This is a genomic window from Streptomyces sp. NPDC005262 (assembly GCF_042872425.1).
GTDB lineage: Bacteria > Actinomycetota > Actinomycetes > Streptomycetales > Streptomycetaceae > Streptomyces.
In genome coordinates this window covers 934,515-958,484 of record NZ_JBIAKK010000002.1, presented here as the reverse complement: position 1 = coordinate 958,484, position 23,970 = coordinate 934,515, and the positions used below count along the sequence as shown (strand labels likewise).

The following is a 23,970-nucleotide window of genomic DNA, read 5'->3' as shown; positions in this document are numbered from 1 at the left end:
GGGCTCCTGCGACCACCCCTGGGCCCGGCCGGGGGGGGGGGCCGGGGGGGGGGGGGGGCCGGGGGGGGGGGGGGCCCCCCGGCCCCCCCCCCGCCCCACTGTCGTTACCGACAACGCATCCGGGTCGTTACGGCGTGACCTTCTCGATCACGACGCTGCCGGTGCCGGCCGCGGTGCCGCGGCTGTTCACCAGCTGCACCTCGCCGAAGAACTGGCGTCCCTCGGGGGCCGCACCGCCGACCACGACGTCCGCGCCGACCTGCGCCGAAGCGCCGCTGGCCAGGTTCACGGCCTTCGACTCGTCGACCTTGAGCGTGCCGAGCGACGGGGAGTAGTACACGTCGCGGTAGTCGTACGTGGTGGTACCGGCCGGAACCGAGTAACCGTCCACGACGATCGTGTACGTACCGGCGGCGGGGTCGGCCAGGCTGACCGACTCCTCCGCACCCGCGCTCGTGGACGAACCGACCTCGGTGCCGTCCGCGTCGAGCACGTACAGGTCGATGTCGGCGTTGGCGTCCGAGGTGCCGCCGACGGCGACGTCCAGCTTCTCGACGCCCTCACCGATGGTGACCGTGGTGACCTGCTGGTCACCCGTCTTGATCGACGGGGTGGCAACCTTGGCCGAGCCCAGCGAGCCGCCCTTGAGCTTGCCCTCCAGGTCGCCCGCGGAGTTGGTGACGGTCCAGTTCACCGCGGCCGGCGTGCCGACCTTCGCCTCGGGCAGCGTCTGCACGGCCGGGTCGAAGGACGCGCCGAGCAGGCTGACATCCAGCTTGAACGGGTTGTCCAGCAGCGGCGACGTACGCCGTGCCTCGACCTCGATCTCCCAGACACCGGCCTGCGGGTCGACGTACGAGCGCACGTCGGGGCGGCAGGTGTTGGTCGGGTTGTCGTAGTTCGGGTAGCAGAACGGCGTACCGCTGTCCTCCATCGCCACCCCGTACGGGTGGATGGAGATGAAGCGGGTCTGGCTGCCCGAGCGCAGCGCGCTCATCGCGACCTCGAGGGTCTTGGCGCCCTCCGGCACGTTCACGAAGTACGACGTGGTGCCGTTGCGCTGCACCGAGCCGGACGCGGCGAACGCGTAGGCGGGCTTCACCAGGTCCTTGGCGACGACGACCGTGGCGAGGATCTGCTGATCCACACCGGAGGTCTTCGCGTCATCGACCTGCAGGATCGCGCTGTGCACGCCCGCGCTGCCCGGCTTCGCCTGGACCTTGACGGTCACCGGCTTGCCCAGCGGCAGCGAGACGGTGCTGCTGCCGGTCAGCGCGAAGGTGCCGTCGTTGTTCTTCCAGGACAGCTTGTGCGCGACGGCCTTGTCCGGGCCCGTGGTGCGGGTGACCGTGACGTCGTACGACTTCTTCTGGCCGGCCTTCAGGCCGCCCTCGCGGTCGTACAGGCCGGTACCGAAGCCGGGGGTCTTCAGCGCGAAGTCGATCGCCGTGTCGACCGGGGCCTTCACGGAGTACTCGTGCGCCGGGGAACCCTGCTTCTCGATCTGCTTCCAGGCGCCCACGATGTTGATCAGGCCGGCACCCTGGGCGTGCGCGGGCACACCCTGGATGTGGGTCGCGGTGCTGGTCAGCGCGGTACGCAGGTCGGCCGGGGGCAGCTCGATGTGCTTCTGCTTCGCGGCTGACAGCAGCAGCGCGGTCGCACCGGCGGCCTGCGGCGAGGACATCGAGGTGCCCTGCAGCATGGAGTAACCGGCCGGAAGCGAGTAGCCCGCCTCCTTGACCGGCGCGCCGGGCAGCCAGGTCTGGGTGGTGTTGATGGAGGCGCCGGGCGCGGTCAGGATCGGCGCGAAGCCGCCGTCCTCACGCGGACCACGGGACGAGAACGGCAGCATGTCGTACTTCTTGGTGACATTGGAGCCGTAGTTGGCGGCCCAGGTCTCCTTGGAGATGGACGCGCCGACGGAGATGACGTGGTCGGCGAGGCCGGGGTCACCGATGGTGTTCACGCCCGGGCCGTCGTTGCCGGCCGAGATGACCAGCTGGACGCCGTACGTGTCGATGAGTCGCTTGTACGTCGCGGCGCGGGCGTTGTTGCCGTCGTTGAGCGGCGGCAGGCCCCCGATCGACATGTTGACGACATCGACACCGCGGTTGACGACGAGGTCGATCATGCCCTCGGTGAGCGCGATGTTGGTGCAGCCGCCGGACCAGGTGCAGGCGCGCGAGGAGACGATCTTCGCGCCGGGCGCGGCGCCGTTCATCTTGCCGCCGAAGAGCCCGTTGGCGGAGGTGATGCCGGCGACGTGGGTGCCGTGCTCGCTCTCGATGACGCCGATGTTGACGTAGTCGGCCTTGTCGCCGGCCGCGTTGTACACGACGTTTTTGCGCGTCTCGACGACGAACGGGATGCGCTCGACGACCTCGGTCCGCGGGTTGTCCGTGCCGAAGTAGGAGACCTGGTGCTTCTCCTTGTACGGCTTCATGACGGCGTCGTTGGAGAAGTCGGCGTCGTTGTTCAGGTCGACGCGCGTGGTACCGGTGACCGGGTCGTAGAGCACGGCCCAGGTGTCGGTGGTGTCGCCGTCCCGGTTCAGGTCTCCGGCCATGTCGCCGCCCTTGGTGGCGGCCTCGGAGAAGAGCTGGATCTTGTACGAGCCGGCCGGCGCCGAGTAGGTGCGGCCACCGATCGTGAAGACGGGGCCGGTCACCGAGGCGGTCATCCGCAGCCAGGTACCGTCGCCGTCGCTGACCGGGTCGGTGGCCGTCACCCAGTCGACGATCTTGCGCTCGCCGGTGCTGGTCTTCTGGAGCGCCGGGTGACCGAGGTCGACACCCGAGTCCAGGATGCCGATGGTCACGCCGCGGCCGTCGGCCTTCGGGTGCTGCTGGACGAAGTCGACCGCGCCCGTCTCGAAGGACGGGTTGTACGGGTTCTTCGCCGGCGTCTTCTTGCCCGGCGCCGGGTAGGTGCCCGTGGTCTGCGACTTGGCCCCGGCGGCCCGGTCGCCCGAGGGCGTCGGGTCGTCGAGCATGATCTCCTGCTTGAGATCGATGCCGCGGACGGACGTCAGCTTCGAGGCCGCCTTGATGGTCGCCTCGGCGGTCGCGGTCGGGACGGTCGCACGCACGTAGCCGAGCTTGTCGTACGTACGACCCAGCACGGACCCCTTCACGGCGTCCAGCTGCTCGGTGACCTGCTCGGTCGCACCGGGCGTGGTGGCGAACATCATCGTGACGTTCTTCTCGCCCTTGGCCTTCGCCTTGGTCAGGATGTCGGCGTCGGCCGCACCGAGCTTGTCGCTCGCGGCGGCCGCCTTCACGGGGGTGTCGGCCGGGTCGTCGGCGGCGAAGACCGGGGCCGCGCCGGAGGCGGCCAGTGCGGCCACCAGACCGGCAGCGGCCGCGACTCGGGCCACGCGTCTCGCCCCGGATATGGAGCTGGGGGATTCGGAGGTCATCAGCATCCCTGTATGTGAAAGAGAAAGTCCGGAATTCGGTACCGGATGACCGCTCAGCCTTTCGCAAATGACCTGGGTTTGTGGAGGCTTGGGGGAGGCGAGATGTGGTCATGGCGTACTCCCGCCACTGGGGCTGATGCGTCACGAGGGACGAAAGGGTCGATAACTGCCCCGTCACCGGGGAAGGATGACCACATACGCGACGGGTTCGCGGTCGACCGCGGCCATCAGTGCGGTGCGCACCACGGTCGCCTGCTGCTCCGCCGCGACGCGCAGCTTCCTCGGCGTGACGTGGACGACGGTGACCCCGAGCCGTTCCAGATGCTCCCGCTCGGCGGCGCAGCCGGACCACTCGGCGTCCTGCCCCTCCTGGCACCGGTCGCCGTCGAGCGTGCTGTGCAGGGGTGCCCGGCTGTCGAGTTCGACAGCGACGGCCTGGTCGGGCCAGTAGGCGTCCACTCCGCCGAGGTGCGGGCCGCCGGGCAGCCGCAGGTCCACGTTCCAGAGCGGTTCCGGCAGGTCGTAGGTCCGCACCAGGTCGTACAGCCGGCTCTCCGCCAGCGCCCGCCCCTCGGCGAGCAGCGAGTCGACGGCGTGCATGATGTGGGGCCGGTCCAGCAACTTGCTGCGGCTCAGCTCGCGTACGACCGCGGCGGGTTCGCAGTGTCCGCCGCGGACCGCCTCGGTGAGGAGCAGCCGTACGGCGGCGGTGTCCCCGAAGCCGGTGACCGCATCCGCGAGTGCCCGTGCCACGGGGGCCACCGGCAGGCCGGCGAGCTGCTCGGGGCGCGGCAGTTCGGCCGTCCGCACCACGCGCACGTACCGGACGGACCGCAGCCGCCGGTTGCGCGGCACCAGCACGTCGATCCGGTCGAGCGAACTCGTCGGCGGTACGAGGGAGAACCCGTGGAGGGCGAGCGCGGCCGGGCCGGTGACCATGGCCTCGCCGTACCCGGTCGCCCGCACCGCGCCGCCCTGCGCGGGAACGCTCCGCCGCCGCCCGACGTACAGCAGGGCGGACCGCAGCCGCTCCTCGCCGGTGGGCGGCCCCGGGTGCAGCACATACACCCCGGGCAACGGCTGCTGCCATGGACCACCGGCCCGGCACTGCGCGGCAGCCCGCGCTGGGGACACGCCGAGTGTCTTCAACTGCTCGACGGACAGCACCCGTTGCCGTTCGCCGACGGGGGGTCGGAAGTGGGGGGAGAGAGGGGTGTTCTGGGTCATGCTCCGGGGTATGCCGCAGGCCGCGGCGCGGCTAACCCCTGTTACACGCCCGTCGACAATTCAGGACAACGCCGTCCTAAAGTACAGACGTTCGACAACCGAAAAGGGCGATCCCGACGGGGATTGTGCGTCGCGTCAGCCCACGCGGGCCGCTGCGGCTCGCCTCGGCCGCTGCCGGCCCCGGCGCCGGACGGGCCGAGAGATCAAGCCCGTCCGGCGATCGAGGGCGACGCTGCCGTGCTTGCCCCGGGGCGCCCCGTCAGAGGCCGGCCCCGGCCCTTGCGTCACACGCCTGCGCCCGCAACGCCCGCGCCAGATCGTCCCGTCCCTCCAGCACCAGCCGACGCAACGCCGGCGCCGCATCCGCATGCGCCTCCAGCCAGGCATCCGCCGCCGCCAGCGTCGCCGGGTCGTCCTGCAGCGCCGGGAACAGACCCTTCACCACGGACATCCCGATCTGGATCGACCGCTCGGCCCACACCCGTTCGATCGCATCGAAGTACCGGGCTGCGTACGGCGCCAGCAACTCCCGCTGCGACGACTGTCCGAACCCTGCGATCGTCGCCTCGACCAGCGCGTTGGACAGCGCGTCCGACTCCACCACGGCCGCCCACGCCTGCGCCTTGACCGCCGCCGACGGCCGAGAGGCCAGGCACCGCACCTGGTGCCGCTTGCCGGACGCCGTGTCGTCCCGGGCCAGTTCGGCATCGATCATCGACTCGTCGGCGACCCCGTGCGCGGCCAGCGCGGACAGGAACGCCCACCGCAGCTCCTGATCGACCTCCAGCCCGTCGATCCGCGCGGACTCCCCCAGGAGTGAGGACAGCAGCTGGAAGTCCGATTCCGAGTCCGCGACCGTCGCGAAGAACCGCGCCCACGCCAGCTGGTGCTCGCTCCCCGGCTCGGCGATCCGCAGCTCCCGCAGCGCACCCTCGGCCAGCGCCCGTCCGCCCTCCTCACGCCACCCCGGGGCGGCGTAGTGGACGAGCGCGGTCCGGGTCCAGGCGTGCAGCATCTGCAGGACGCCGATGTCGGACTCCTGGCCGGAGAATGCCAGCACGAGCGAGATGAAGTCCTGGGCCGGCATCAGTCCGTCCCGCGTCAGGTTCCACAGGGCGGACCAGCACAGCGCCCGTGCCAGCGGGTCGGTGATGTCCCCGAGGTGCGTGCGCAAGGTGGCGAGGGACGCCTCGTCGAAGCGGACCTTGCAGTACGTGAGGTCGTCGTCGTTGACGAGGATCAGCTCGGGCCGCTCGACGCCGGCCAGCGCGGCGACCACCGTGCGTGGTCCCGCCACATCCACCTCGGCGCGCGCGTACCGCACCAGGTCGCCGCGGGTCGTGCGGCGGTACAGACCGACCGCGACCCGGTGCGGCCGCAGCTCGGGGTGCGAGTCGGCGGCCTCCTGGAGGACCGCCAGCTCGGTGATCCGGTCCGCCGCGCCGTACGTCACCACCGGCGTCAGCGAGTTGACACCGGCCGTCTGCAGCCACGACCGCGACCAGGTGACCATGTCCCGCCCGGACGTCTCGGCCAGCACCGACAGCAGGTCGCCCAGCTGCGTGTTGCCGTACGCATGCTTCTTGAAGTAGCGCCGGGCCCCCTCCAGGAAGGCGTCCCGTCCCGCGTACGCCACCAGCTGCTTCAGCACCGAAGCACCCTTGGCGTACGTGATGCCGTCGAAGTTCAGCTTGGCGTCCTCCAGGTCACGGATGTCGGCCGTGATCGGGTGCGTGGACGGCAGCTGGTCGGCGCGGTACGCCCAGGACTTGCGGTTGTTGGCGAAGGTGATCCAGCCGTCCTTGAAGCGGGTCGACTCCACCATGGCGAAGACGCCCATGAAGTCGGCGAACGACTCCTTCAGCCACAGGTCGTCCCACCACTGCATGGTGACGAGGTCGCCGAACCACATGTGCGCCATCTCGTGCAGGATGACGTTGGCGCGGCTCTCGTACGACGCCTGCGTCACCTTGCCGCGGAAGATGTACTCCTCGCGGAACGTGACACAGCCCGGGTTCTCCATCGCGCCGAGGTTGTACTCCGGTACGAACGCCTGGTCGTACTTCCCGAACGGGTACGGGTAGTCGAAGTTGTCGTGGAAGAAGTCCAGGCCCTGCTTGGTGACGAGGAAGATGTCGTCGGCGTCGAAGTGGCGGGCGAGCCCCTTGCGGCAGAGCGCGCCGAGCGGGATGTCCAGCGTCGTGCCGTCGTCGAAGGTACGGCTGTACGAGTCGGTCACGTGGTGGTACGGGCCGGCGACGACCGCCGTGATGTAGGTCGAGATCGGCTTCGTCTCGGCGAACCGCCAGACCCCGCCGTCCCGGGACTCCTCGGCCCCGTTGCTCCAGACCGTCCACCCCTCGGGCGCCGTCACCTCGAAGCGGAACGGGGCCTTCAGGTCGGGCTGCTCGAAGTTCGCGAAGACACGCCGCGCGTCGGCCGGCTCGTACTGCGTGTAGAGATAGACCTCGCCGTCCTCCGGGTCGACGAACCGGTGCATCCCCTCGCCGGTCCGGCTGTACGCGCACTGCGCGTCGACGACCAGGACGTTCTCGCCCTCCGGCAGACCGTCCAGCGCCACCCGCGTCCCGTCGAAGACGACGGCGGGGTCGAGCGCCTGCCCGTTCAGGGTCACCGAGGTCACGCTCGGCGCCAGCAGATCCGCGAACGTCGACGCCCCCGCCCGCGCGGAGCGGAACCGGATCGTGGTCACCGAGCGGAAGGTCCGGGGATCGACGGCCGGCCGGTCCCCACCGTCCCCGCCGCGGCCCTCGGGATCACCGATCGCGGACCGCAGGTCGAGCACGACGTCGTACGCGTCGACGGTCAGCAGCTCGGCCCGCTCGTGGGCTTCGTCGCGGGACAGGTTTTGACCGGGCACTGGTGCACTCCTTTGTGTCACGTTCGAACAGTTTGATCCTCCCATGTGCCTCCCGGCCCGGGCGCGCGGGAATGGCAGGGCCGTTCGGCGGTGTTCTCGCGCACAGGTGCGATCGCCTCTTGAGGAGAGACATGTCTGAGAACGCCACGGTGAACGGCAAGACGCCCGCCGATTTCTGGTTCGACCCGCTCTGTCCCTGGGCGTGGATGACCTCCCGCTGGATGCTGGAGGTGGAGAAGGTCCGCGACGTGGAGGTCCGCTGGCATGTGATGAGTCTTGCCGTCCTCAACGAGAACAGGCTCGACGAGCTGCCCGACGAGTACCGCGAGATGCTCGAGACCAAGGCATGGGGCCCGGTCCGCGTCGTCGTCGCCGCCCAGCAGAAGCACGGCGACGACATCGTCGGCCCGCTGTACACCGCGCTCGGCACCCGCTTCCACAACCAGGGCGAGGGCCCCACCCGTGAGGCGATCGTGGCGGCGCTCGAAGACGTCGGTCTGCCGGCCGAGCTCGCGGAGTACGCCGACTCGGACACGTACGACGCGGAGCTGCGCGCCTCCCACCAGGAGGGCATCGACAAGGTCGGCCAGGACGTCGGCACGCCGGTCATCGCCGTGCCGGGCTCCGACGGCGAGCAGGTCGCCTTCTTCGGCCCGGTCGTCACCCCCGCCCCGAAGGGCGAGGAGGCGGCGAAGCTGTGGGACGGCACGCTGATGGTGGCGTCGATCCCCGGCTTCTACGAGATCAAGCGGACCCGGACGCAGGGCCCGATCTTCGACTGACGTACGCATCGGTGCGGGTTCCGGCCACCGTCCGGAACCCGCAGCGTGGTCCGTCACCTGTACGGCTGGGCGGGCTTCGGCGACCTCCCGGCCACCCGGTGCAGCACCCGGACGGGTCAGGCAGGCGGCTCCGCAGGGGCAACAGCCGGGCGGCTCGGCGGAGTTCGTGGCCGTCCGCCCGTGCTGCGACTGTCCGGGTGACCGGCAGCGGGCGGTCCTTCGGGCTGTGGTGTCCGGCGGCCACGCCGTGGCGCTCGACCACGAAGCCGGCGAAGTTTGCCGCACACCGGTTTCACCGGAAGGACTCGGCGGCTCCTGCGGCCCAGTCGGCGAAGGTGCGCGGCGCCCGGCCGAGGATCTGCTCGACGTCGGGGCTGACCTTCTGCTCCGCCGCCAGCGGCTCGCCGAGGATGCCGAGCGTGCCCTCCACCACCGGCGCGGGCATGAACTGCAGCATCTGCGCGCGGGCCTCGTCGCGGGTCTGCTCGACGAAGCGCACCGGAGTGCCCAGCGCGTCGCCGATCGCCTCGGCCCGTTCCCGCTGGGTGACCGTCGCGGGACCGGTCAATTCGTACGTACGGCCCGCGTGTCCGGCCTCGCGCAGGACCACGGCCGCGACCTCGGCGACATCCGCCGGGTCGACGGTGGGCAGCCCGACGTCGCCGAAGGGTGCGGCGACCGTGCGCTGCGTACGGATCGACTCGGCCCAGGCGAAGGTGTTGGAGTTCAGGCCGCCGGACCGCAAAACCGTCCATGCGAGGCCAGGCCGGCGGACGGCGTCCTCGAACGTCCCCGGGTGACGGTAGGCCTCCGGCCGAGTCCCGACGCCCTGGGAGGAGAGCAGGACGACGCGCCGCACCCCGCCGGTCGCTGCGATGTCGAGGATGCCCTGCGGGTCGTCGCCCGCGACGAGCAGGAACAGTGCGTCGGCGCCGTCCAGCGCGGTGCGCAGGCTCTCCGGGTCGGCGAGATCGGCCCGCTGGTGCCGTACGCCGTCGGGCAGATGCGCCGGGGGCCGCCGGGAGACAGCCGTCACCTGATCACCGGCCGCGGCAAGGATCCGTACGAGTTCCCGTCCGACGTTTCCGGTCGCGCCCGTTGCAACGATCATGAGATCCCCTGAGTTAGTTAGTTGACTGACTAAGTTGCGACGATAGCCGGTCCTCCGGCCGCGCGTCTATAGTTAGTCAGGTGACTCACTCAAAAGGTGTCCGGCAGTCGCCGGGCAAGCGGGAAAGGCTGGCGGCCGCCGCGGCCCGGGTACTTCACGAGCAGGGCGTCGAACAGACCACGATCGCGGACATCGCACGAGCGGCCGACGTCCCGTTGGGCAACGTGTACTACTACTTCAAGACCAAGGACCAGCTCGTCGAGGCGGCGATCGACGCGCATGCGCAGGGCCTGAGGTCGATGATCGGCGCGCTCGACGAGCTTCCCGCACCCCAGGACCGGCTGAAGGCACTCCTGAACGGCTGGGTCGAACAGCGTGAGCTCACGGCTCGGTACGGCTGCCCCACCGGGACCATGGCCTCGGAACTCGACAAGCGGGCCGACGGCCTCGACCAGTCGGTCGCCAAGGTCATCGAGGTGCTGCTCGACTGGGTCGAGCAGCAGTTCCAGGCGATGGGCCGCAGTGACTCCCGTGAACTCGCGGTCGCTCTGATCGCCGCCTACCAGGGGATCTCGCTGCTCACCAACACCTTCCGGGACCCCGACCTGATGGCCGCCGAAGGGCGCCGGCTGGAACGCTGGATCGACTCGCTCGCCTGACGGGGATCACGCGTCGAGCCGGCTCGTGATCTCGACCGTGTCGCCGACGGCCACCACGCCCTCGCGGACCACCGCGTTCTTCACGCCGAAGCTGACCTTGTTGCCGTAGTCGGGTTCGCGGCGGTACGTCGCGAGGGTCCGGACCGGTTCCGGGCCCGCCCGGAGGCCGGTCGACTGGTCCACGAGCGGGACGTTGCACCGCATCGCCCGCACGGAGTAGGCCAGTTCGGCCGACCCGATGGTCATGCGGCGTACCCGGTCCTCGAAGTGCGGCTCGTCGGTACCGGACAGGACGATGTTCGGGCGGAATCGGTCCATCGGTACGCCGGCCACGTCGCCCCGGGCCTCGATACGGGCGTTGAGGCCGGCCAGCGACGCGGTGGAGGCGACCAGCACCGCATGGGCGTCGGCGAAGGCGACCTTGCCGGGGGTCTCGCCCCAGCCGTCACGGTCGAAGCCGGGGGCCACCCGTACCAGCCGGGACTTCGCGCCGAGCACCTCTGAGAACCACTCGGCGACCGCGTCCCCCTGGTCGCAGGCCTCGCCGAGCGGACGGTCGAACATGCTGACCGCGCGGCGCGGGCCGTCCCGGTCGACGGCCAGCTCCAGGGGCTCCAGGTCCGGTACGGAGAGGGCCAGCACGGCGCCGCCGTCCAGGACTTCGGCCCTGATCGCAGCCATCGTGGGGTGTGTCCGCTGGCTGCGGAACGCGCCGTCCTCGGCGTCCACCACCATGAACGTACGGTCATGCACGAGACCGGTCCCGGTGATCTCCGCCCGGTCGACCGGAACCGCCCCGCAGCCCTTGACGGGGTAGTACGCCAGATTCTGAACGGTGATGGTCATGACGTGCCCTCCTGGGCAGCCGCTTCGAGCGCGTCGACGCTGCCGGACATGATCGTGCGGATGTGCCGGGTGATGAGCTCGACGGGCCAGTCCCACCAGGCGACGGCGAGGAGCCGGGTGACGGTCTCGTCGTCGTAGCGGGTACGGATCAGCCGCGCCGGGTTGCCGCCGACGATGCCGTAGTCCGGGACGTCGCCGGCGACGACCGCCCCGGCACCGATGACGGCGCCGTGCCCGATCCGTACGCCCGGCAGGACCGTCGATCCGTAGCCGAACCAGACATCGTTGCCGACGACGGTGTCGCCCCGGTTCGGCAGTCCGGTCAGCAGGTCGAAGTGGTCGGCCCAGGAGCCGCCCATCGTGGGGAACGGGAACGTGGAGGGGCCGTCCATACGGTGGTTGGCGCCGTTCATGAGGAACCGCACGCCGGTCCCGAGCGCGCAGAACTTTCCGATGACGAGCTTCTCCGGGCCGTAGTGGTACAGCACGTTGCGGGTCTCGAAGGCGGTCGCGTCATCGGGGTCGTCGTAGTACGAGTAGGCGCCTATCTCGATCAGTTCCGATGTCACCAGGGGCTGCAGCTGGACCACACGCGGCTGTCCGGGCATGGGGTGCACAGCGGTGGGGTCGGCGGGGACCGGGCTCATGGCGCCATCATCGCATTGCCCCCGAAGGGCACACGTTTCGTCGGGGGGCCCGCTCGGCACCGAGGGGCGATGCCATGACCTCGGCGCAAGGTGCGGGGCGGGCGCCGGTTCACCGGACCGGTCGTGGTCGGGCCGACGCCGGGCGCCACCGCGGTACGGCCCGTCGGTGCCGAGGGGCACGACGGGCCGACGGCCACTGCTCGTCAGTGACGGGCCATGGGCCTCGTCGGCAGCGGTCGCCAGCGGGCGGCGACGTCGCGCATGACCAGGACGCTGTCCAGCGTCGCGGTGCCGGGCGGGAAGCGGTCCGGGTCCTCGAAGAAGGAAGACCGCGCGGATCGGACCCGTCCGGCTGTCACCCGCCACGCGTCCGTTTCCAGCTCCATGGCTTCGACACGGCGGCCCGAAGCCGTTGGGGACAGGCCCCTGGCCCCGGCGCGGAAGAAGTCCGATGCCTCCTGGAGATCTGTGAAGAGTTCACTGCCGCGCAGTTCGTCGGTGACCTCGGCCGTGACGTCGACCCGGATCTCGCCGTCACGGGTGGCGAGAGCGACCCGTACCTCGTCGGGCGTCTCGTGCACCGTGAAGTCGGCGCGACCGTGCTCGCCCGGGAAAATCCGCCCGCCCGCCCAGGAGTTGATCCGTGAGCCACTGTCGCGGCGTGTGATGTAGACGCCGGTCTCCACGCCGTCCGGGCCGTCCCACTCGACAGAGATGCGGTGCGCAGCGTTCTCGCTGCGCAGACCCGCCGGCGGGGGCGCCCACGTGGGGCGTGCGGAGCCCAGGCGCAGGAGGCAGATACCGGCGACGGCGTGGCCGCGCACCAACTGGGGCCGCAGGTCGGCGGGCAGCAGGCGGACGGCGGCGTCCGGGGCGACCCGGTAGTTCACCAGGAGGCGGCGCTCGATGACGCTGGCGAGTCGGGGCTGGATCATGATGTGCCGCCTTCCTCGTGCGTGGCGGACCGCCACTTGGTGTGGCGCAGGACGATCTGCTCGGGGCAGACGGAGCTCAGGAACCGTCCGATGCTGGTCGCCAGCCGGTCCTCGGCCAGCGAGTAGAGGATGCGGTTGCCGTCGCGGCGCTCGGTGACCAGCCCGGCGCCCTTCAGTACACCGAGGTGGCGGGAGATCGACGGCGCACTGATCGTGAACCGGGCCGCGATCTCCCCGGCCGCCAGCTCGCCGTCCCGGAGGTCCTCCAGGATCTGGCGCCTGGTCGGATCGGCGAGGGCGCGGAAGGCGCTCGCCTCGTCATCGCTCGTTGCCATGCCAGATGTTTAGCACATGAGCTAATTAGCAAACAAGCTAAATGCATGAAAATGGGGGAGCCCCCGCGAGTCACGTCCTCGCGGGGGCTCCCCGTTCATCCGCCTGCCGGTGAAGGCTGAGAAGACGATCACGAGGCAGGACGTCCGTGCGCCCGGGTCAGGGGGTGAGCAGCAGGACGTCGGCGCGCTCCCTGGCGGCCGCGTACCGCTTCGCCACGTCCTGCCAGTTGACGACGCGCCACATGGCCTCGATGAAGTCGACCTTCTGGTTCTTGTACTGGAGGTAGAAGGCGTGCTCCCAGGCGTCGAAGACCAGGATCGGGACCGAGCCCTGGCCGACGTTGCCCTGGTGGTCGTAGACCTGCTCGACGATCAACTTGCCGCTGAGCGGCTCGTACGCCAGTACCCCCCAGCCGGAACCCTGCGTGGTGGCGGCTGCCTTCGTCAGCTGGGACTTGAAGCCCGCGTACGAACCGAAGGAGTCGGTGATGGCGTCCGCCAAGTCGCCGACACCGTCCGCCGCGAGCGGCTCGCCACCACCGTCACCGCTCATGTTGTGCCAGTAGATCGAGTGCAGGATGTGTCCGGAGAGATGGAACGCGAGGTTCTTCTGCAGGCCGTTGACGGCTCCCCAGGCCTCCTTGTCGCGCGCCTCTTCCAGTCGCTCCAAGGTGTCGTTGGCGCCCTTGACGTAGGCGGCGTGGTGCTTGTCGTGGTGGAGCTCGATGATCTGCGGGTTGATGACCGGTTCGAGCGCCGCGTAGTCGTAAGGGAGTTCCGGGAGCGTGTACGTGGCCATGGGGCGAACCCTCCAGCTGCTGTCCTGTTGTTATTGCAACCTATATGCAAGAGCAGGCTAACAGCAGGAAGGGCGGAGTGTGATCAGCCCTTCGGGCCAGGAGCGCAGGTCGTCCCGGGCGGGCGTCACCGGGTGGTTCGCCGTCGGCCTGATGTACGGCGACGGGCGGGCGGGGCCGAGGGGACCGGCATGGTGGCGGCCGGGTTCATCGCAGCCGGCGCGATCGACTGATGCACGGCGCGGACCGCTTTCCGGTGCGCGCCCGCCGGACCAGGGAACGGTGGCGGCGTGACCCCGGTCCTCAGGGGCGTCACCGCGTCGCCGGCCGGGTAGCGTAGCTACGTGTTTTACAACTGCCGTTCCCTGGAAGGAAGGTGGTTGTCCGGCGGGGCGTCGGACCGCGGCGGCGGGCGTTGACCGCCGCACTCTCCGGACGGGTCCCGGCGGGACGGGGCACCTCGGCCCGTGACCACGAGCCACGGGCGGCGGGCCACATGGTCAGAATCCGGCAGGTCCTGCGCCCGGACCCGGCGCGCACCGCCCGCCGCACCGCGCGGTACCTCAAGCTGGTGGATGAACTGGAACGGCGGGGCCGACGGCCCGGGGCGCTTGCCGCCCACGCCCGGGCCCGAACGGAGAGCCGATGACCATCTTCCCCACGACCCTGCTGCTCGCCCGGCACGGACAGACCGTCTGGCACTCCGAGAACCGCTACGCCGGCGCCAGCGACGTCGCACTCACCGACGAGGGCCGCCGCCAGGCCGAGCAACTGGCGGAGTGGGCGGTCCGGCACCCGGTCGACGCGATCTGGACGTCGACCGTCTCCCGCGCCATCGAGACCGCCGAACCCGCCTGCCGGGCGCTCGGCCTCGTACCTGGGCGCGAACACGATCTGCGCGAGTGCCACTTCGGGGAGGTGGAGGGGCGCACCCTCGCCGAATTCGCCGCCGAGGACCCGAAATGGGCAGAGGCGTATGTCGCCGACCCGGTGACCCACCCCTTCCCCGGGGCCGAGGACCCGCGCACGGCGGCGGCCCGGGGGACGGCGGCGCTGCGCCGGATCGCACGCTTCCATCCGGGGCAGCGGGTACTGGTCGTCGCACACAACACGCTGCTGCGGCTGGTGCTGTGCGAACTGCTGTCGATCCCGCTCGGCGCGTACCGCCGGGCACTACCGCAATTGCGCAACGCGGCGGTGAGCGAGGTGCAGCTGGGGGACGAGGGCGGCGCGCTGCTCTCCCTCAACGTGCCGTGCGCCCCCGACGTCAGTTCCTGACGGCCGCGGCCCGCCGCTGGCGCACCACACCGATGACGGCCAGTACGGCGGTCAGCGCACCGGTCGCCAGCAGCTGGTCGCGCGTGTCGGGCTCGCGCAGCATCAGCAGGAAGATGCCTGCCATCGCCGCCAGCGCGAGCAGCGTCCCCACCGGGAACAGCCACATCCGCACGACCAGCTTCTCGGGTGCCTCGCGCTCCAGCCGGCGGCGCAGGAGCAGCTGCGACACCGCGATGAAGATCCAGACGACCAGGATCACCGCGCCGATCATGTTGAGCAGCCAGGGGAAGACATCGTCCGGCCGCCAGTAGCTCAGCAGGACACACAGGAAGCCGAAGACGGACGAGACGAGCACTGCGGTACGAGGCACGCCGGAGCTGACCCGGCCGAGCCGCTTCGGGCCCTGGCCGCGGGCGACCAGCGAGCAGGCCATCCGCGAAGCGCCGTAGATGTTCGCGTTCATGGCGGAGAGCAGTGCGATCAGGATGACCACATTCATGATCTCCGCGGCGCCGCTGATGCCCAGGTGGTCGAGGGTCGCGTAGAACGGGCCGACCGCCGCGACCTTCGGGTCGTCCCACGGTACGAGGGTGACGATGACCGCCATCGAACCGACGTAGAACAGCGCGATCCGCCACATCGCCGTCCGGACCGCCTTGGCGACGCCCTGCACCGGGTTCTCGGACTCGGCCGCGGCGATGGTGACCGTTTCCAGACCGCCGTAGGCGAAGACGGAGGCGAGTAGTCCGATGATGAAGCCGTTGGAGCCGTTCGGCAGGAACCCGCCGTCGCCACGGAGATTGGCGCCGCCCGGGGCATCCGTGCCGGGCAGCACCCCGAGGATCGCCAGCACACCCAGCACCAGGAAGAGCGTGATCGCGGCGACCTTCAGCGAGGCGAACCAGAACTCGAACTCGCCGAAGTTCTTCACGGCGGCCAGGTTCGTGCCGAGGAAGACCACCATGAACAGCGCCACCCACGCCCACTCGGGGGTGCCGGGCAGCCAGCCGGTGACGATCTTCGCGGCACCGATCCCTTCCAGCCCGACGGCGACACAGAGCAGCACCCAGAACGCCCAGCCGGCGGTGAACCCCGCCCACGGCCCGATCGCCCGTTCCGCGTGCACGGAGAAGGAACCGGAGGCCGGATTGGCCGCGGACATCTCGCCGAGCATGCGCATCACGAACATGACGAGCAGCCCGGAGACGGCGTAGGCGATGACGATCGAGGGCCCGGCGGAGGCGATACCGGCTCCGGAACCGACGAACAGCCCGGCACCGATGACACCGCCCAGGGCGATCATCGACAGATGGCGCTGCTTGAGTCCATGGGTGAGGGCGGAGTCGGCCTTGACGGCGGAGACATCGGAGCCGGCCGGGACTGCGGAGACTTCGGAGCCGGCGGTGGGGGGAGACGCGGAGGTCCGAGACATGGACGTGCTCTGTTCGGTAGCTGAGACAGGGACGAGCCCACAGTCTGTGCGCGCCTCCCGCTCACACGGAACAGGTGTCCGCTATACGGGCACCAGGCTCACACAAGGTGAACACCTGCGTACACATGCCCGGTGCACGCCCCGCCACGGGTCGGCCCGTCAGGCGCGTCGCCGGTCCCGCAGCTCCCGCGCCCCCGCGACGAGCAGCACCAGACCCGTCGCCCCCGCCGACCACAGCACTTGCGGGCGCGCCGCGTCATCGGTCAGCATCAGCACCAGTACGGCCACGAGCGCGGCCAGCGTCACCCACGTCAGCCACGGGTAGCACCACATGCGCAGGGTCAGCGCCTCGGGCGCCTCGCGCTCCAGCCGGCGGCGCAGCCGCAGCTGTGACGCGGCGATCAGCCCCCAGACGAACAGCAGTACCGCGCCCACCGAGTTGAGCAGATAGAGGAAGACGGAGTCGGGCCACTTCAGATTGAGCAGTACGGAGACGAAGCCGAAGGCGACCGAGGCGAGGACCGCCCGCCGCGGCACCCCGCCCCCGCTACCGCCCCCGGACACCTTCAGCAGTCCGCGCGGCCCCTCGCCGCGCTCGGCCAGCGAGAAGACCATCCGGGACGCGCCGTAGAGATTGGCGTTCAGCGCGGAGAGCAGCGCCACGAACACCACGATGTTCATGATCTGTCCGGCCGACGGCACCCCGATCGCGTCCAGGACCTTGACGTACGGGCTCAGCCCGGCGTGCTGCGCGGTCCACGGCAGCACGGTGACGATGACCAGCATCGAGCCGACGTAGAAGAAGAGGATCCGCACGACCGCGCTGCGCACCGCACGTCCCACCGCGCGCGCCGGGTTGTCGGTCTCGGCCGCAGCGATCGTCACGACCTCCAGGCCGCCGAACGCGAAGACGACGGTCAGCACGCCTGAGACGACGCCGCCCCAGCCGTTCGGCAGGAAGCCGCCCTGCCCGGTGAGGTTGGTCAGACCGACCGGATCGGTGTCGGGGAGCAGACCGAAGACAGCGAGCAGCCCGAGCACCAGGAAGATCACGATCGCGGCGACCTTGAGGGCGGCGAACCAGAACTCGAACTCGCCGAAGTTCTTCACCGCGGTCAGATTCGTGACCGTGAACACCACCATGAACGCCAGCACCCACGCCCACTGGTCCACGCCCGGCACCCAGCCGTGGGCGATCTGCGCGGCGGCCGTCGCCTCCACGGCGAGGACCACCACCAGCAGGAACCAGTAGAGCCACCCCACACTGAACCCGGCCCAGCGGCCGAGCGCCCGCTCGGCATGGACGGAGAAGGCGCCGGAGGCGGGTATCGCGGCCGACATCTCGCCGAGCATCCGCATCACCAGCATCGCGAGCGCGCCGGCGATCAGATACGACACGACGATGCCCGGCCCGGCGACCGCGATCCCGGCGCCCGAACCGACGAAGAGCCCGGCGCCGATCACCCCGCCCAGGCCGAGCATGGTCAGATGGCGCTGCTTCAGTCCGTGCGAGAGCGGTTCCTGCTGCGTGGGGGGAGGGGCGTCGTGCATGGGGTGCGGGTCACTCTCGGATAATTTATGGGGAACCTACAGTCTCACGCTGCGAGACCTGGCCCGTCGGGTGCCCCCTTCAGGTCCCCACCTCAGTGACAAGCATCACGCCGTCACGTGATTGCGTACCGGTCTTTGTCCGAACCCCACCAACCCGCCAACCGCCGCTTTGTGGGCGGCTGATGGTGATCGAGCGTTAACCCGTGGGCTAACGTCAGCCTCAGTCTGTCCCCACCTGCCCTCACCACCGCGGAGTCCCGATGAGCACTGCTGCCGCCCCCGTCCGTACCGGAGCGGTCCTCGCCGACCTGCTGCCCGCCGCCAGGCACCGTTACGCCGTCGACACGGCCCTGGTCGTCGGCGGCGCCGCGCTCACCGGCATCGCCGCGCAGATCGCCGTCCCGGTCCCCGGCTCCCCGGTCCCCGTCACCGGCCAGACCTTCGCCGCGCTCCTTGTCGGCACCGCGCTCGGCGCTCGCCGCGGCTTCCTCTCCCTCGCCGTGTACGCGCTCGTCGGCATGGCGGGCATGCCGTGGTTCGCCGGCGGCAGTTCCGGCGCGGGCGGCGCCTCGTTCGGTTACGTCCTCGGCATGCTCCTCGCCGCCACCGTGGTCGGCGGTCTCGCCCGCCGCGGCGGCGACCGCTCCGTGCTGCGTACCGCCGGCACCATGGTGCTCGGCTCCGCGATCATCTACGCGGTCGGTGTCCCGTACCTCGCGCTGTCCACCGGCATGTCCGCGAGCGCCGCTATCGCGGCCGGCCTGGTGCCCTTCCTGCTCGGTGACGCCTTGAAGGCGGCGCTGGCGATGGGCGCGCTGCCCGCCGCCTGGAAGCTCGTCGGCCGCCGGGGCTGACGGAGGCTCACGCGTCTCACGCGCTTTCGCCGACCGTTCCGAAGAGGCTCGCCGGGTCGTACTACGACACCACACCGGCGAGCCTCTTCCGTGTCCGCTCGTCATGGCGCTTCGGTACGGTCCCCGCCGCCGGACGAGAAGTTCGGCGGCCGGCCCACGGGCAGTGGTTCCCGGGTCCCGGACAACCGCGCGCACAGCTCCCCTACCGCCGTCACGTCCGTACCGTCGAGCGGCGACAGCAGCCGCACCGGACAGGCTGCGTCGCCGTACGGCACGGCACTGGGCACCGCGGACCCAGCGGCCGGCGGCCCGCCCGGCCGGCTGATCCCGCACCACCGTCGTCATCGGTGCCTTCGGCCCGGACGACGCCGGGGTCCGCAGAGCCCGGTCCGCGTCCGGTGCGCTGGGCGTCGCGCTCTCCGCGCCCGGCGCGGTACACGACGGCGGCCCGGGCCTCGTCGGCATCGGTGATGCCGACGAGGCCCGGGCCGGAGCGTGGGACCTGTCCGGAACCCGGCCGGTTCCTCCGCCGACCGGGGTCGCCGGGGCGGAGGGTGGGCCGGGCAGGCAGCGGGTGGTTCTTGGAGAGGCTCTCCGTTCGCCCGGTGTACGGCAGGAGAGACCTCCCCGGTGCACCTGACATCGACGGTCAGGTGTGGATGGGGCCGATCAGGCGTCGGCGGACTCGTCCGCCGTGACCGCGGCAGCTCCGGCCCTGCGCTGACGGACGTCACGTACCAGCGAGATCGCCACCACGATCGCCGCGACGAGCAGCGAGAGCAGCACCTGCTCACGGCCGCTGTCGTCGGTCAGCATGTAGACCAGCACGAACGAGATCATGGCGATGGTCGCCCAGGTCAGATACGGGAAGAGCCACATCCGCACGACCAGCTTCTCCGGCGCCTCGCGCAGGATGATGCCGCGCATCCGCAGCTGGGTGAAGCAGATGACCAGCCAGACGAACAGGGCGACGGCACCGGAGGAGTTCAGCAGGAACTGGAAGACGGTGTCCGGCCACTGGTAGTTGAAGAACACGGCGACGAAGCCGAAGACGACGGAGGACAGGATGGCCGCCCGCGGCACGCCCCGCTTGTTCGTCCGCGCGAACGCCTTCGGCGCGTCACCGCGCTCGCCGAGCGAGAACGCCATCCGCGAGGCCGTGTAGAGGCCGGAGTTGAGGCAGGACAGCACGGCGGTGAGCACGATGACGTCCATCACCTGTCCGGCGTGCGGGATGCCGATCGAGTTCAGGGCGGCGACATAGCTGCCGTCCTTGAGGATCGACGCGTCGTTCCACGGCAGCAGCGTCAGCACGATGAAGATCGAGCCGAGGTAGAAGACGGCGATCCGCCAGATCACGCTGTTGGTGGCCTTCTGGACGGCGCGCTGCGGGTTCTCCGACTCGCCGGCCGCCAGCGTCACGATCTCGCTGCCCATGAACGAGAAGACGACCATGAGTACACCGGTGAGGATGGCACCCGGCCCGTGGGGGAAGAAGCCGCCACTGTCGGTGAGATGCGCGAGCCCCGACCCCGGGTTGTCCGAACCGGGCAGCAGCCCGAAGACGGCGAGCAACCCGACGACCACGAACGCGGCGATCGCCACGACCTTGATCCCGGCGAACCAGAACTCGAACTCTCCGTACGAACTGACCGAGACCAGGTTCGTCGCGGTGAGCACCACCATGACGATCAGCGCCCATGCCCACTGCGGGACGCCCGGCACCCAGCCCTCCAGGATCTTGGCACCCGCCGTGGCTTCGACGGCGAGCACCACGACCCAGAAGAACCAGTACAGCCAGCCGATCGAGAAGCCGGCCCAGCGGCCGAGGGCGCGGTCGGCGTAGGCGGAGAAGGAGCCCGAGCTGGGCCGGGCCGCGGCCATCTCGCCGAGCATCCGCATCACGAAGACGACCATGAGGCCGACCAGCGCGTACGAGAGCAGGATGGCGGGTCCCGCGGCGGCGATACCGGCACCGGAACCCACGAAGAGGCCCGCGCCGATCACTCCGCCGATGGCGATCATCGAGAGGTGACGGTTCTTGAGACCGGCCTGGAGCCCGTCCGAGGAGCCCGGCTTGTCCGCCCGGCCCGGCTCGCCGGGCTGGTGGCCCGGCCCTGCCAGAGTCGTTTGCGTCATGGATCGAATCCTTACGTTCTGGATCACTCGGTTCCGTGGCTGTGCCGCTGCACGGTGGTGGGCGGCGAGTCTCAGGCATTGAAGCCGCAGAAACTCGGAAGCGGAACCCCCTCTTCCGGATCATTGTCCGGATCGTTGCCGGTGTGGGTTTGCGCACACACGCTCCGCACAAGGGCTCCGCACGGGGGAGGCCCGGAGGGTCCCGACCCCGATGACGGCTACCCCGTGATCCGCATGCCACACTCGTCACATGCGCGTGTACCTCGGCTCAGACCATGCCGGTTTCGAACTCAAGAACCACCTCGTCGAGTGGCTCACGGCCCAGGGCCACGAAGCCGTCGACTGTGGCCCCCACATCTACGACGCCCAGGACGACTACCCGCCGTTCTGCCTGCGCGCCGCCGAGAGGACGGCCGCGGACGCGGGCAGCCTCGGCATCGTGATCGGTGGCTCCGGCAACGGCGAGCAGATGGCCGCCAACAAGGTCAAGGGCGTGCGCGCCGCGCTCGCCTGGAGCGAGCAGACCGCCGCTCTCGGCCGCGAGCACAACGACGCCAACGTGGTGGCCATCGGCGGCCGTATGCACACGGTGGAGGAGTCGACGAAGTTCGTCGAGATCTTCCTCGCCACGCCGTACTCGGGTGAGGAGCGTCACACCCGCCGCATCGCGATGCTGACCGCGTACGAGACGACGGGCGAGCTTCCCCCGATCCCGGCCCACCACCCGCAGCAGGGCTGACCGTCCCACCCCCGTGCCGCCGGTCCGTCCGGCGGCACAGCCATTTCCCCTTGTCCCACGTAACCCAGGAGAGCCACCGCCGTGCCCGAGGGACACACGATCCATCGCCTGGCCGCGGACCACCGCGACCGGTTCGTGGGCGGGCCGGTGCGGGTCAGCAGCCCGCAGGGCAGGTTCTCGGACAGCGCGGCGCTCCTCGACGGCCGTGGGTTCACCGGCGTCGACGCGCACGGCAAACACCTGTTCCTCGGATTCGAGGGCGCCGGATGGATCCACATCCACCTCGGCCTGTTCGGCAAGCTCCACTTCGGTACGACACCCGTTCCGCCGCCCACGGACACCGTCCGTCTGCGTCTGGCCAACGACGACCACCACGCGGACCTGCGCGGCCCGACGACCTGCGCCCTCATCACGGAACCCGAGAAGCGCGCGATACACGACCGGCTGGGCCCGGACCCGCTGCGGGCCGACGAGGACGGCGAACGCGCCTGGCGGCGGATCTCGCGCAGCCGCATCACGGTGGCCGCGCTGCTTATGGACCAGAAGATCATCGCGGGCGTCGGCAACGTGTACCGGGCGGAGGTCCTGTTCCGGCACGGCATCGACCCGTACCGCCAGGGCAAGGACCTCGCCCGTGCGGAGTGGGACGCGATCTGGGCGGACCTGGTCACACTGATGCGCGCGGGTGTACGGAACAACCGGATCGACACGGTGCGCCCGGAGCACATGCCGGAGGCGATGGGGCGGGCGCCGCGGGTGGACGACCATGGGGGTGAGGTGTACGTGTACCGGCGGGCCAGGCAGGGGTGCCACATCTGCGGCACGGAGATCCGCGCGGCGGACCTGGCGGCCCGCAACCTCTTCTGGTGCCCGACCTGCCAGCGCGCCTAAGGGTTGTCACGGTAATCCCCGGTGGCACAGCGCGCGGCGGCGGATGCGGTGCATCGAAAGGCGGAGGGGCCTACCCGAAACGGCCGCCGGGCGCCCCGGCAACGTCACCCCTTGCTAGAACCCGCGCGGAAGCCAGGGCTCCACCATCCCCGAGAACGCCGACGCCGCCTCCGCCAGCGCACCCGGCCGCAGCTCCCGTACCCGCCCGGCCCGCGCCAGCGAGACCAGCGATTCGCCGCCCAGGTACACCGCCCCCAACTCCCGCACTGAAAGCGCCAGATCCGCCGGATCATCCGTCCGCTTGCACGACGCGCCTCCCTTCGCGTCGGCCGTGAGCCGCCAACGCCCCGCGTTCCACGGGCAGAACGCGTCCTCGACCTCGAACACCACGTCCACCGCAGCCCGGTAAGCCCGCGCCTCCAGCGCCGCGCCCAGCTCCACCAGCCGTACGTACAGCGAGTCGCGCAGCTTGATGTTGCAGCGGCGCACGTCCGAGACGAGATGCAGAACCGCATCGTCGACCGGCCGGTTCCGCGCCTCGACCGTCGACGTCAGGTCGATCTCGAAGAGGAACCGCCACAGCGCCGCATACGCCGCCGGGTCCAGCGCCGACAGGTCGTCCACGGCGATCCGGCCCTTGGGGCCCGCCGCGTCCCAGTCCGGCTTGATGCGGAACGTCGAGTACCCGACGACCTGACCCGCCCGCTCGGCCAGCAGGCACTGCAGCGGCGACGCCCCCCGTCGCGCGCTCGCCGGGTCGATCAGCGCCCTCCGCTCCCAGCCGGGACCGTGCACCGGCGTCCCCGGCCGCCCTGCCACCAGCTGCTCGTACACGCCCTCGCACGCAGCGGTCGCCTCGTCCGGCTTGGCGTACCGCAGGCGGACCTCGTCCGTGCCGTCCGGCACTGCCAGCCGCACCCGGTCCGTGTCGATCTCCAGGGACATCTGCCTCGTGGCCGCCTCGTATCCGAACCGGCCGTAGATCGCGGGCTCCGAGGCCGTCAGCACGGCGAGGGGTTCACCCAGTGCCCGCACGTCGTCGAGCTGACGCCGCATCATCGAGGTCAGCAGTCCGCGCCGGCGGTGCGTGGCCGCGACACTGACCATCGTCACGCCGGCCGCGGGCACCAGGGCGCCGCCGGGCACGGCCAGCCGGAAGCTGAAGGCGCCCGCCGTACCGACCACGTCCGGGCCGTCCCAGATGCCGATCGACCGCTCGGGCTCGGTCAGTTGCTCCCACAGCTCGCGCTCCTCCGGAGAGTCGGCGACGCCGCCGAACGCGAGCTCGAGGCTCCCGAACCATTCGTTCCATTCGGACGGACGCAACACCCGTAGCTCACTAGTCATATGCCATGCCTACCAGGGGTACGGCAGACGGGCGACCCGTTTTCGAACGCATTGTCACAGGGGTCCCCCTGCACCCGAGGCGCTCGTGTGGATAAGGT

Annotated in this window: 19 protein-coding genes; 6 read left to right on the top strand and 13 right to left on the bottom strand. The window is 70.5% G+C overall.

The window, feature by feature from the left end; genetic code table 11:
- Nucleotides 1–127: 127 nt before the first annotated feature.
- The 3 genes from ACFYP5_RS09495 to pepN form a co-directional block, all read right to left on the bottom strand.
- A complete protein-coding gene (locus tag ACFYP5_RS09495) occupies nucleotides 128–3,427 on the bottom strand; it encodes a S8 family serine peptidase (RefSeq protein ID WP_389032657.1) in 3,300 nt (1,099 codons plus the stop codon).
- Between the two features lie 168 nt (nucleotides 3,428–3,595).
- A complete protein-coding gene (locus tag ACFYP5_RS09490) occupies nucleotides 3,596–4,648 on the bottom strand; it encodes a hypothetical protein (RefSeq protein ID WP_389032654.1) in 1,053 nt (350 codons plus the stop codon).
- A 259-nt stretch (nucleotides 4,649–4,907) separates the two neighbouring features.
- Complete coding sequence (pepN, locus tag ACFYP5_RS09485; protein WP_389032651.1) at nucleotides 4,908–7,529, bottom strand: aminopeptidase N; 2,622 nt, start codon at nucleotides 7,527–7,529, stop codon at nucleotides 4,908–4,910.
- A 131-nt stretch (nucleotides 7,530–7,660) separates the two neighbouring features.
- Between pepN and ACFYP5_RS09480 the strand changes: the two genes are divergently transcribed.
- Nucleotides 7,661–8,311: a DsbA family protein gene (locus ACFYP5_RS09480; RefSeq protein WP_389032648.1), complete on the top strand. Its 651-nt coding sequence runs from the start codon at nucleotides 7,661–7,663 to the stop codon at nucleotides 8,309–8,311.
- Between the two features lie 292 nt (nucleotides 8,312–8,603).
- Here the strand turns inward: ACFYP5_RS09480 and ACFYP5_RS09475 are convergent, their stop codons facing one another.
- The gene (locus ACFYP5_RS09475) at nucleotides 8,604–9,422 is read right to left on the bottom strand and encodes an NAD(P)H-binding protein (RefSeq protein WP_389032645.1); all 819 of its coding nucleotides are present in this window, start codon (nucleotides 9,420–9,422) and stop codon (nucleotides 8,604–8,606) included.
- An 80-nt stretch (nucleotides 9,423–9,502) separates the two neighbouring features.
- Here ACFYP5_RS09475 and ACFYP5_RS09470 point away from each other — a divergent pair, with 80 nt between their 5' ends.
- On the top strand, nucleotides 9,503–10,081 hold the full coding sequence (locus ACFYP5_RS09470; RefSeq protein WP_389032643.1) for a TetR/AcrR family transcriptional regulator: 579 nt from the start codon (nucleotides 9,503–9,505) through the stop codon (nucleotides 10,079–10,081).
- A gap of 6 nt (nucleotides 10,082–10,087) precedes the next feature.
- Here ACFYP5_RS09470 and ACFYP5_RS09465 read toward each other — a convergent pair whose 3' ends face one another.
- The 5 genes from ACFYP5_RS09465 to ACFYP5_RS09445 form a co-directional block, all read right to left on the bottom strand.
- On the bottom strand, nucleotides 10,088–10,927 hold the full coding sequence (locus tag ACFYP5_RS09465; RefSeq protein WP_389032640.1) for an MOSC domain-containing protein: 840 nt from the start codon (nucleotides 10,925–10,927) through the stop codon (nucleotides 10,088–10,090).
- Nucleotides 10,924–11,574 carry a CatB-related O-acetyltransferase gene (locus ACFYP5_RS09460; RefSeq protein WP_389032638.1) on the bottom strand — a complete coding sequence of 217 codons (651 nt, stop codon included), beginning with the start codon at nucleotides 11,572–11,574 and terminating at the stop codon, nucleotides 10,924–10,926. The genes ACFYP5_RS09465 and ACFYP5_RS09460 overlap by 4 nt, the downstream gene beginning before the upstream one ends.
- A 203-nt stretch (nucleotides 11,575–11,777) precedes the next feature.
- Entirely contained in the window at nucleotides 11,778–12,509 is a 732-nt protein-coding gene (locus ACFYP5_RS09455) for a DUF2071 domain-containing protein (protein WP_389032635.1), read from the bottom strand.
- Entirely contained in the window at nucleotides 12,506–12,844 is a 339-nt protein-coding gene (locus ACFYP5_RS09450; protein ID WP_389032632.1) for a metalloregulator ArsR/SmtB family transcription factor, read from the bottom strand. Before ACFYP5_RS09450 ends, ACFYP5_RS09455 begins: the two co-directional genes overlap by 4 nt.
- Before the next feature lie 157 nt (nucleotides 12,845–13,001).
- Nucleotides 13,002–13,643, bottom strand: coding sequence for a superoxide dismutase (locus tag ACFYP5_RS09445; RefSeq protein WP_389032629.1), 642 nt, complete (start codon nucleotides 13,641–13,643; stop codon nucleotides 13,002–13,004).
- Between the two features lie 643 nt (nucleotides 13,644–14,286).
- Here ACFYP5_RS09445 and ACFYP5_RS09440 point away from each other — a divergent pair.
- Entirely contained in the window at nucleotides 14,287–14,919 is a 633-nt protein-coding gene (locus tag ACFYP5_RS09440) for a histidine phosphatase family protein (protein WP_389032626.1), read from the top strand.
- Here ACFYP5_RS09440 and ACFYP5_RS09435 read toward each other — a convergent pair.
- A complete protein-coding gene (locus tag ACFYP5_RS09435; RefSeq protein WP_389032624.1) occupies nucleotides 14,909–16,351 on the bottom strand; it encodes an amino acid permease in 1,443 nt (480 codons plus the stop codon). The genes ACFYP5_RS09440 and ACFYP5_RS09435 overlap by 11 nt on opposite strands.
- A 159-nt stretch (nucleotides 16,352–16,510) precedes the next feature.
- Entirely contained in the window at nucleotides 16,511–17,902 is a 1,392-nt protein-coding gene (locus tag ACFYP5_RS09430; protein ID WP_389032621.1) for an amino acid permease, read from the bottom strand.
- A gap of 260 nt (nucleotides 17,903–18,162) precedes the next feature.
- On the opposite strand from ACFYP5_RS09430, the gene ACFYP5_RS09425 reads away from it, so the two are divergent.
- Entirely contained in the window at nucleotides 18,163–18,756 is a 594-nt protein-coding gene (locus ACFYP5_RS09425; protein ID WP_313937276.1) for a biotin transporter BioY, read from the top strand.
- A 669-nt stretch (nucleotides 18,757–19,425) separates the two neighbouring features.
- On the opposite strand, the gene ACFYP5_RS09420 is transcribed toward ACFYP5_RS09425, so the two are convergent.
- Nucleotides 19,426–20,895 (bottom strand): amino acid permease, encoded by a 1,470-nt coding sequence (locus tag ACFYP5_RS09420; RefSeq protein WP_389032618.1) that lies wholly within the window; start codon nucleotides 20,893–20,895, stop codon nucleotides 19,426–19,428.
- A 250-nt stretch (nucleotides 20,896–21,145) separates the two neighbouring features.
- On the opposite strand from ACFYP5_RS09420, the gene ACFYP5_RS09415 reads away from it, so the two are divergent.
- Nucleotides 21,146–21,634: a ribose-5-phosphate isomerase gene (locus ACFYP5_RS09415; RefSeq protein WP_313937274.1), complete on the top strand. Its 489-nt coding sequence runs from the start codon at nucleotides 21,146–21,148 to the stop codon at nucleotides 21,632–21,634.
- Between the two features lie 81 nt (nucleotides 21,635–21,715).
- Nucleotides 21,716–22,525: an Fpg/Nei family DNA glycosylase gene (locus ACFYP5_RS09410; protein WP_389032616.1), complete on the top strand. Its 810-nt coding sequence runs from the start codon at nucleotides 21,716–21,718 to the stop codon at nucleotides 22,523–22,525.
- Between the two features lie 114 nt (nucleotides 22,526–22,639).
- On the opposite strand, the gene ACFYP5_RS09405 is transcribed toward ACFYP5_RS09410, so the two are convergent.
- The gene (locus ACFYP5_RS09405; RefSeq protein ID WP_389032613.1) at nucleotides 22,640–23,872 is read right to left on the bottom strand and encodes a GNAT family N-acetyltransferase; all 1,233 of its coding nucleotides are present in this window, start codon (nucleotides 23,870–23,872) and stop codon (nucleotides 22,640–22,642) included.
- Between the last annotated feature and the right edge of the window lie 98 nt (nucleotides 23,873–23,970).

Excerpts from the sequence above, each read along its gene's own strand:
- ACFYP5_RS09450 (WP_389032632.1), bottom strand. The coding sequence starts at position 12,844 with ATGGCAACGAGCGATGACGAGGCGAGCGCCTTCCGCGCCCTCGCCGAT.
- ACFYP5_RS09490 (WP_389032654.1), bottom strand. The coding sequence starts at position 4,648 with ATGACCCAGAACACCCCTCTCTCCCCCCACTTCCGACCCCCCGTCGGC.
- ACFYP5_RS09420 (WP_389032618.1), bottom strand. The coding sequence starts at position 20,895 with ATGACGCAAACGACTCTGGCAGGGCCGGGCCACCAGCCCGGCGAGCCG.
- ACFYP5_RS09460 (WP_389032638.1), bottom strand. The coding sequence starts at position 11,574 with ATGAGCCCGGTCCCCGCCGACCCCACCGCTGTGCACCCCATGCCCGGA.
- ACFYP5_RS09405 (WP_389032613.1), bottom strand. The coding sequence starts at position 23,872 with ATGACTAGTGAGCTACGGGTGTTGCGTCCGTCCGAATGGAACGAATGG.
- ACFYP5_RS09415 (WP_313937274.1), top strand. The coding sequence starts at position 21,146 with ATGCGCGTGTACCTCGGCTCAGACCATGCCGGTTTCGAACTCAAGAAC.
- ACFYP5_RS09425 (WP_313937276.1), top strand. The coding sequence starts at position 18,163 with ATGAGCACTGCTGCCGCCCCCGTCCGTACCGGAGCGGTCCTCGCCGAC.
- ACFYP5_RS09430 (WP_389032621.1), bottom strand. The coding sequence starts at position 17,902 with ATGCACGACGCCCCTCCCCCCACGCAGCAGGAACCGCTCTCGCACGGA.
- ACFYP5_RS09455 (WP_389032635.1), bottom strand. The coding sequence starts at position 12,509 with ATGATCCAGCCCCGACTCGCCAGCGTCATCGAGCGCCGCCTCCTGGTG.
- ACFYP5_RS09475 (WP_389032645.1), bottom strand. The coding sequence starts at position 9,422 with ATGATCGTTGCAACGGGCGCGACCGGAAACGTCGGACGGGAACTCGTA.
- ACFYP5_RS09495 (WP_389032657.1), bottom strand. The coding sequence starts at position 3,427 with ATGCTGATGACCTCCGAATCCCCCAGCTCCATATCCGGGGCGAGACGC.
- ACFYP5_RS09480 (WP_389032648.1), top strand. The coding sequence starts at position 7,661 with ATGTCTGAGAACGCCACGGTGAACGGCAAGACGCCCGCCGATTTCTGG.
- ACFYP5_RS09465 (WP_389032640.1), bottom strand. The coding sequence starts at position 10,927 with ATGACCATCACCGTTCAGAATCTGGCGTACTACCCCGTCAAGGGCTGC.
- ACFYP5_RS09435 (WP_389032624.1), bottom strand. The coding sequence starts at position 16,351 with ATGTCTCGGACCTCCGCGTCTCCCCCCACCGCCGGCTCCGAAGTCTCC.
- ACFYP5_RS09440 (WP_389032626.1), top strand. The coding sequence starts at position 14,287 with ATGACCATCTTCCCCACGACCCTGCTGCTCGCCCGGCACGGACAGACC.
- ACFYP5_RS09445 (WP_389032629.1), bottom strand. The coding sequence starts at position 13,643 with ATGGCCACGTACACGCTCCCGGAACTCCCTTACGACTACGCGGCGCTC.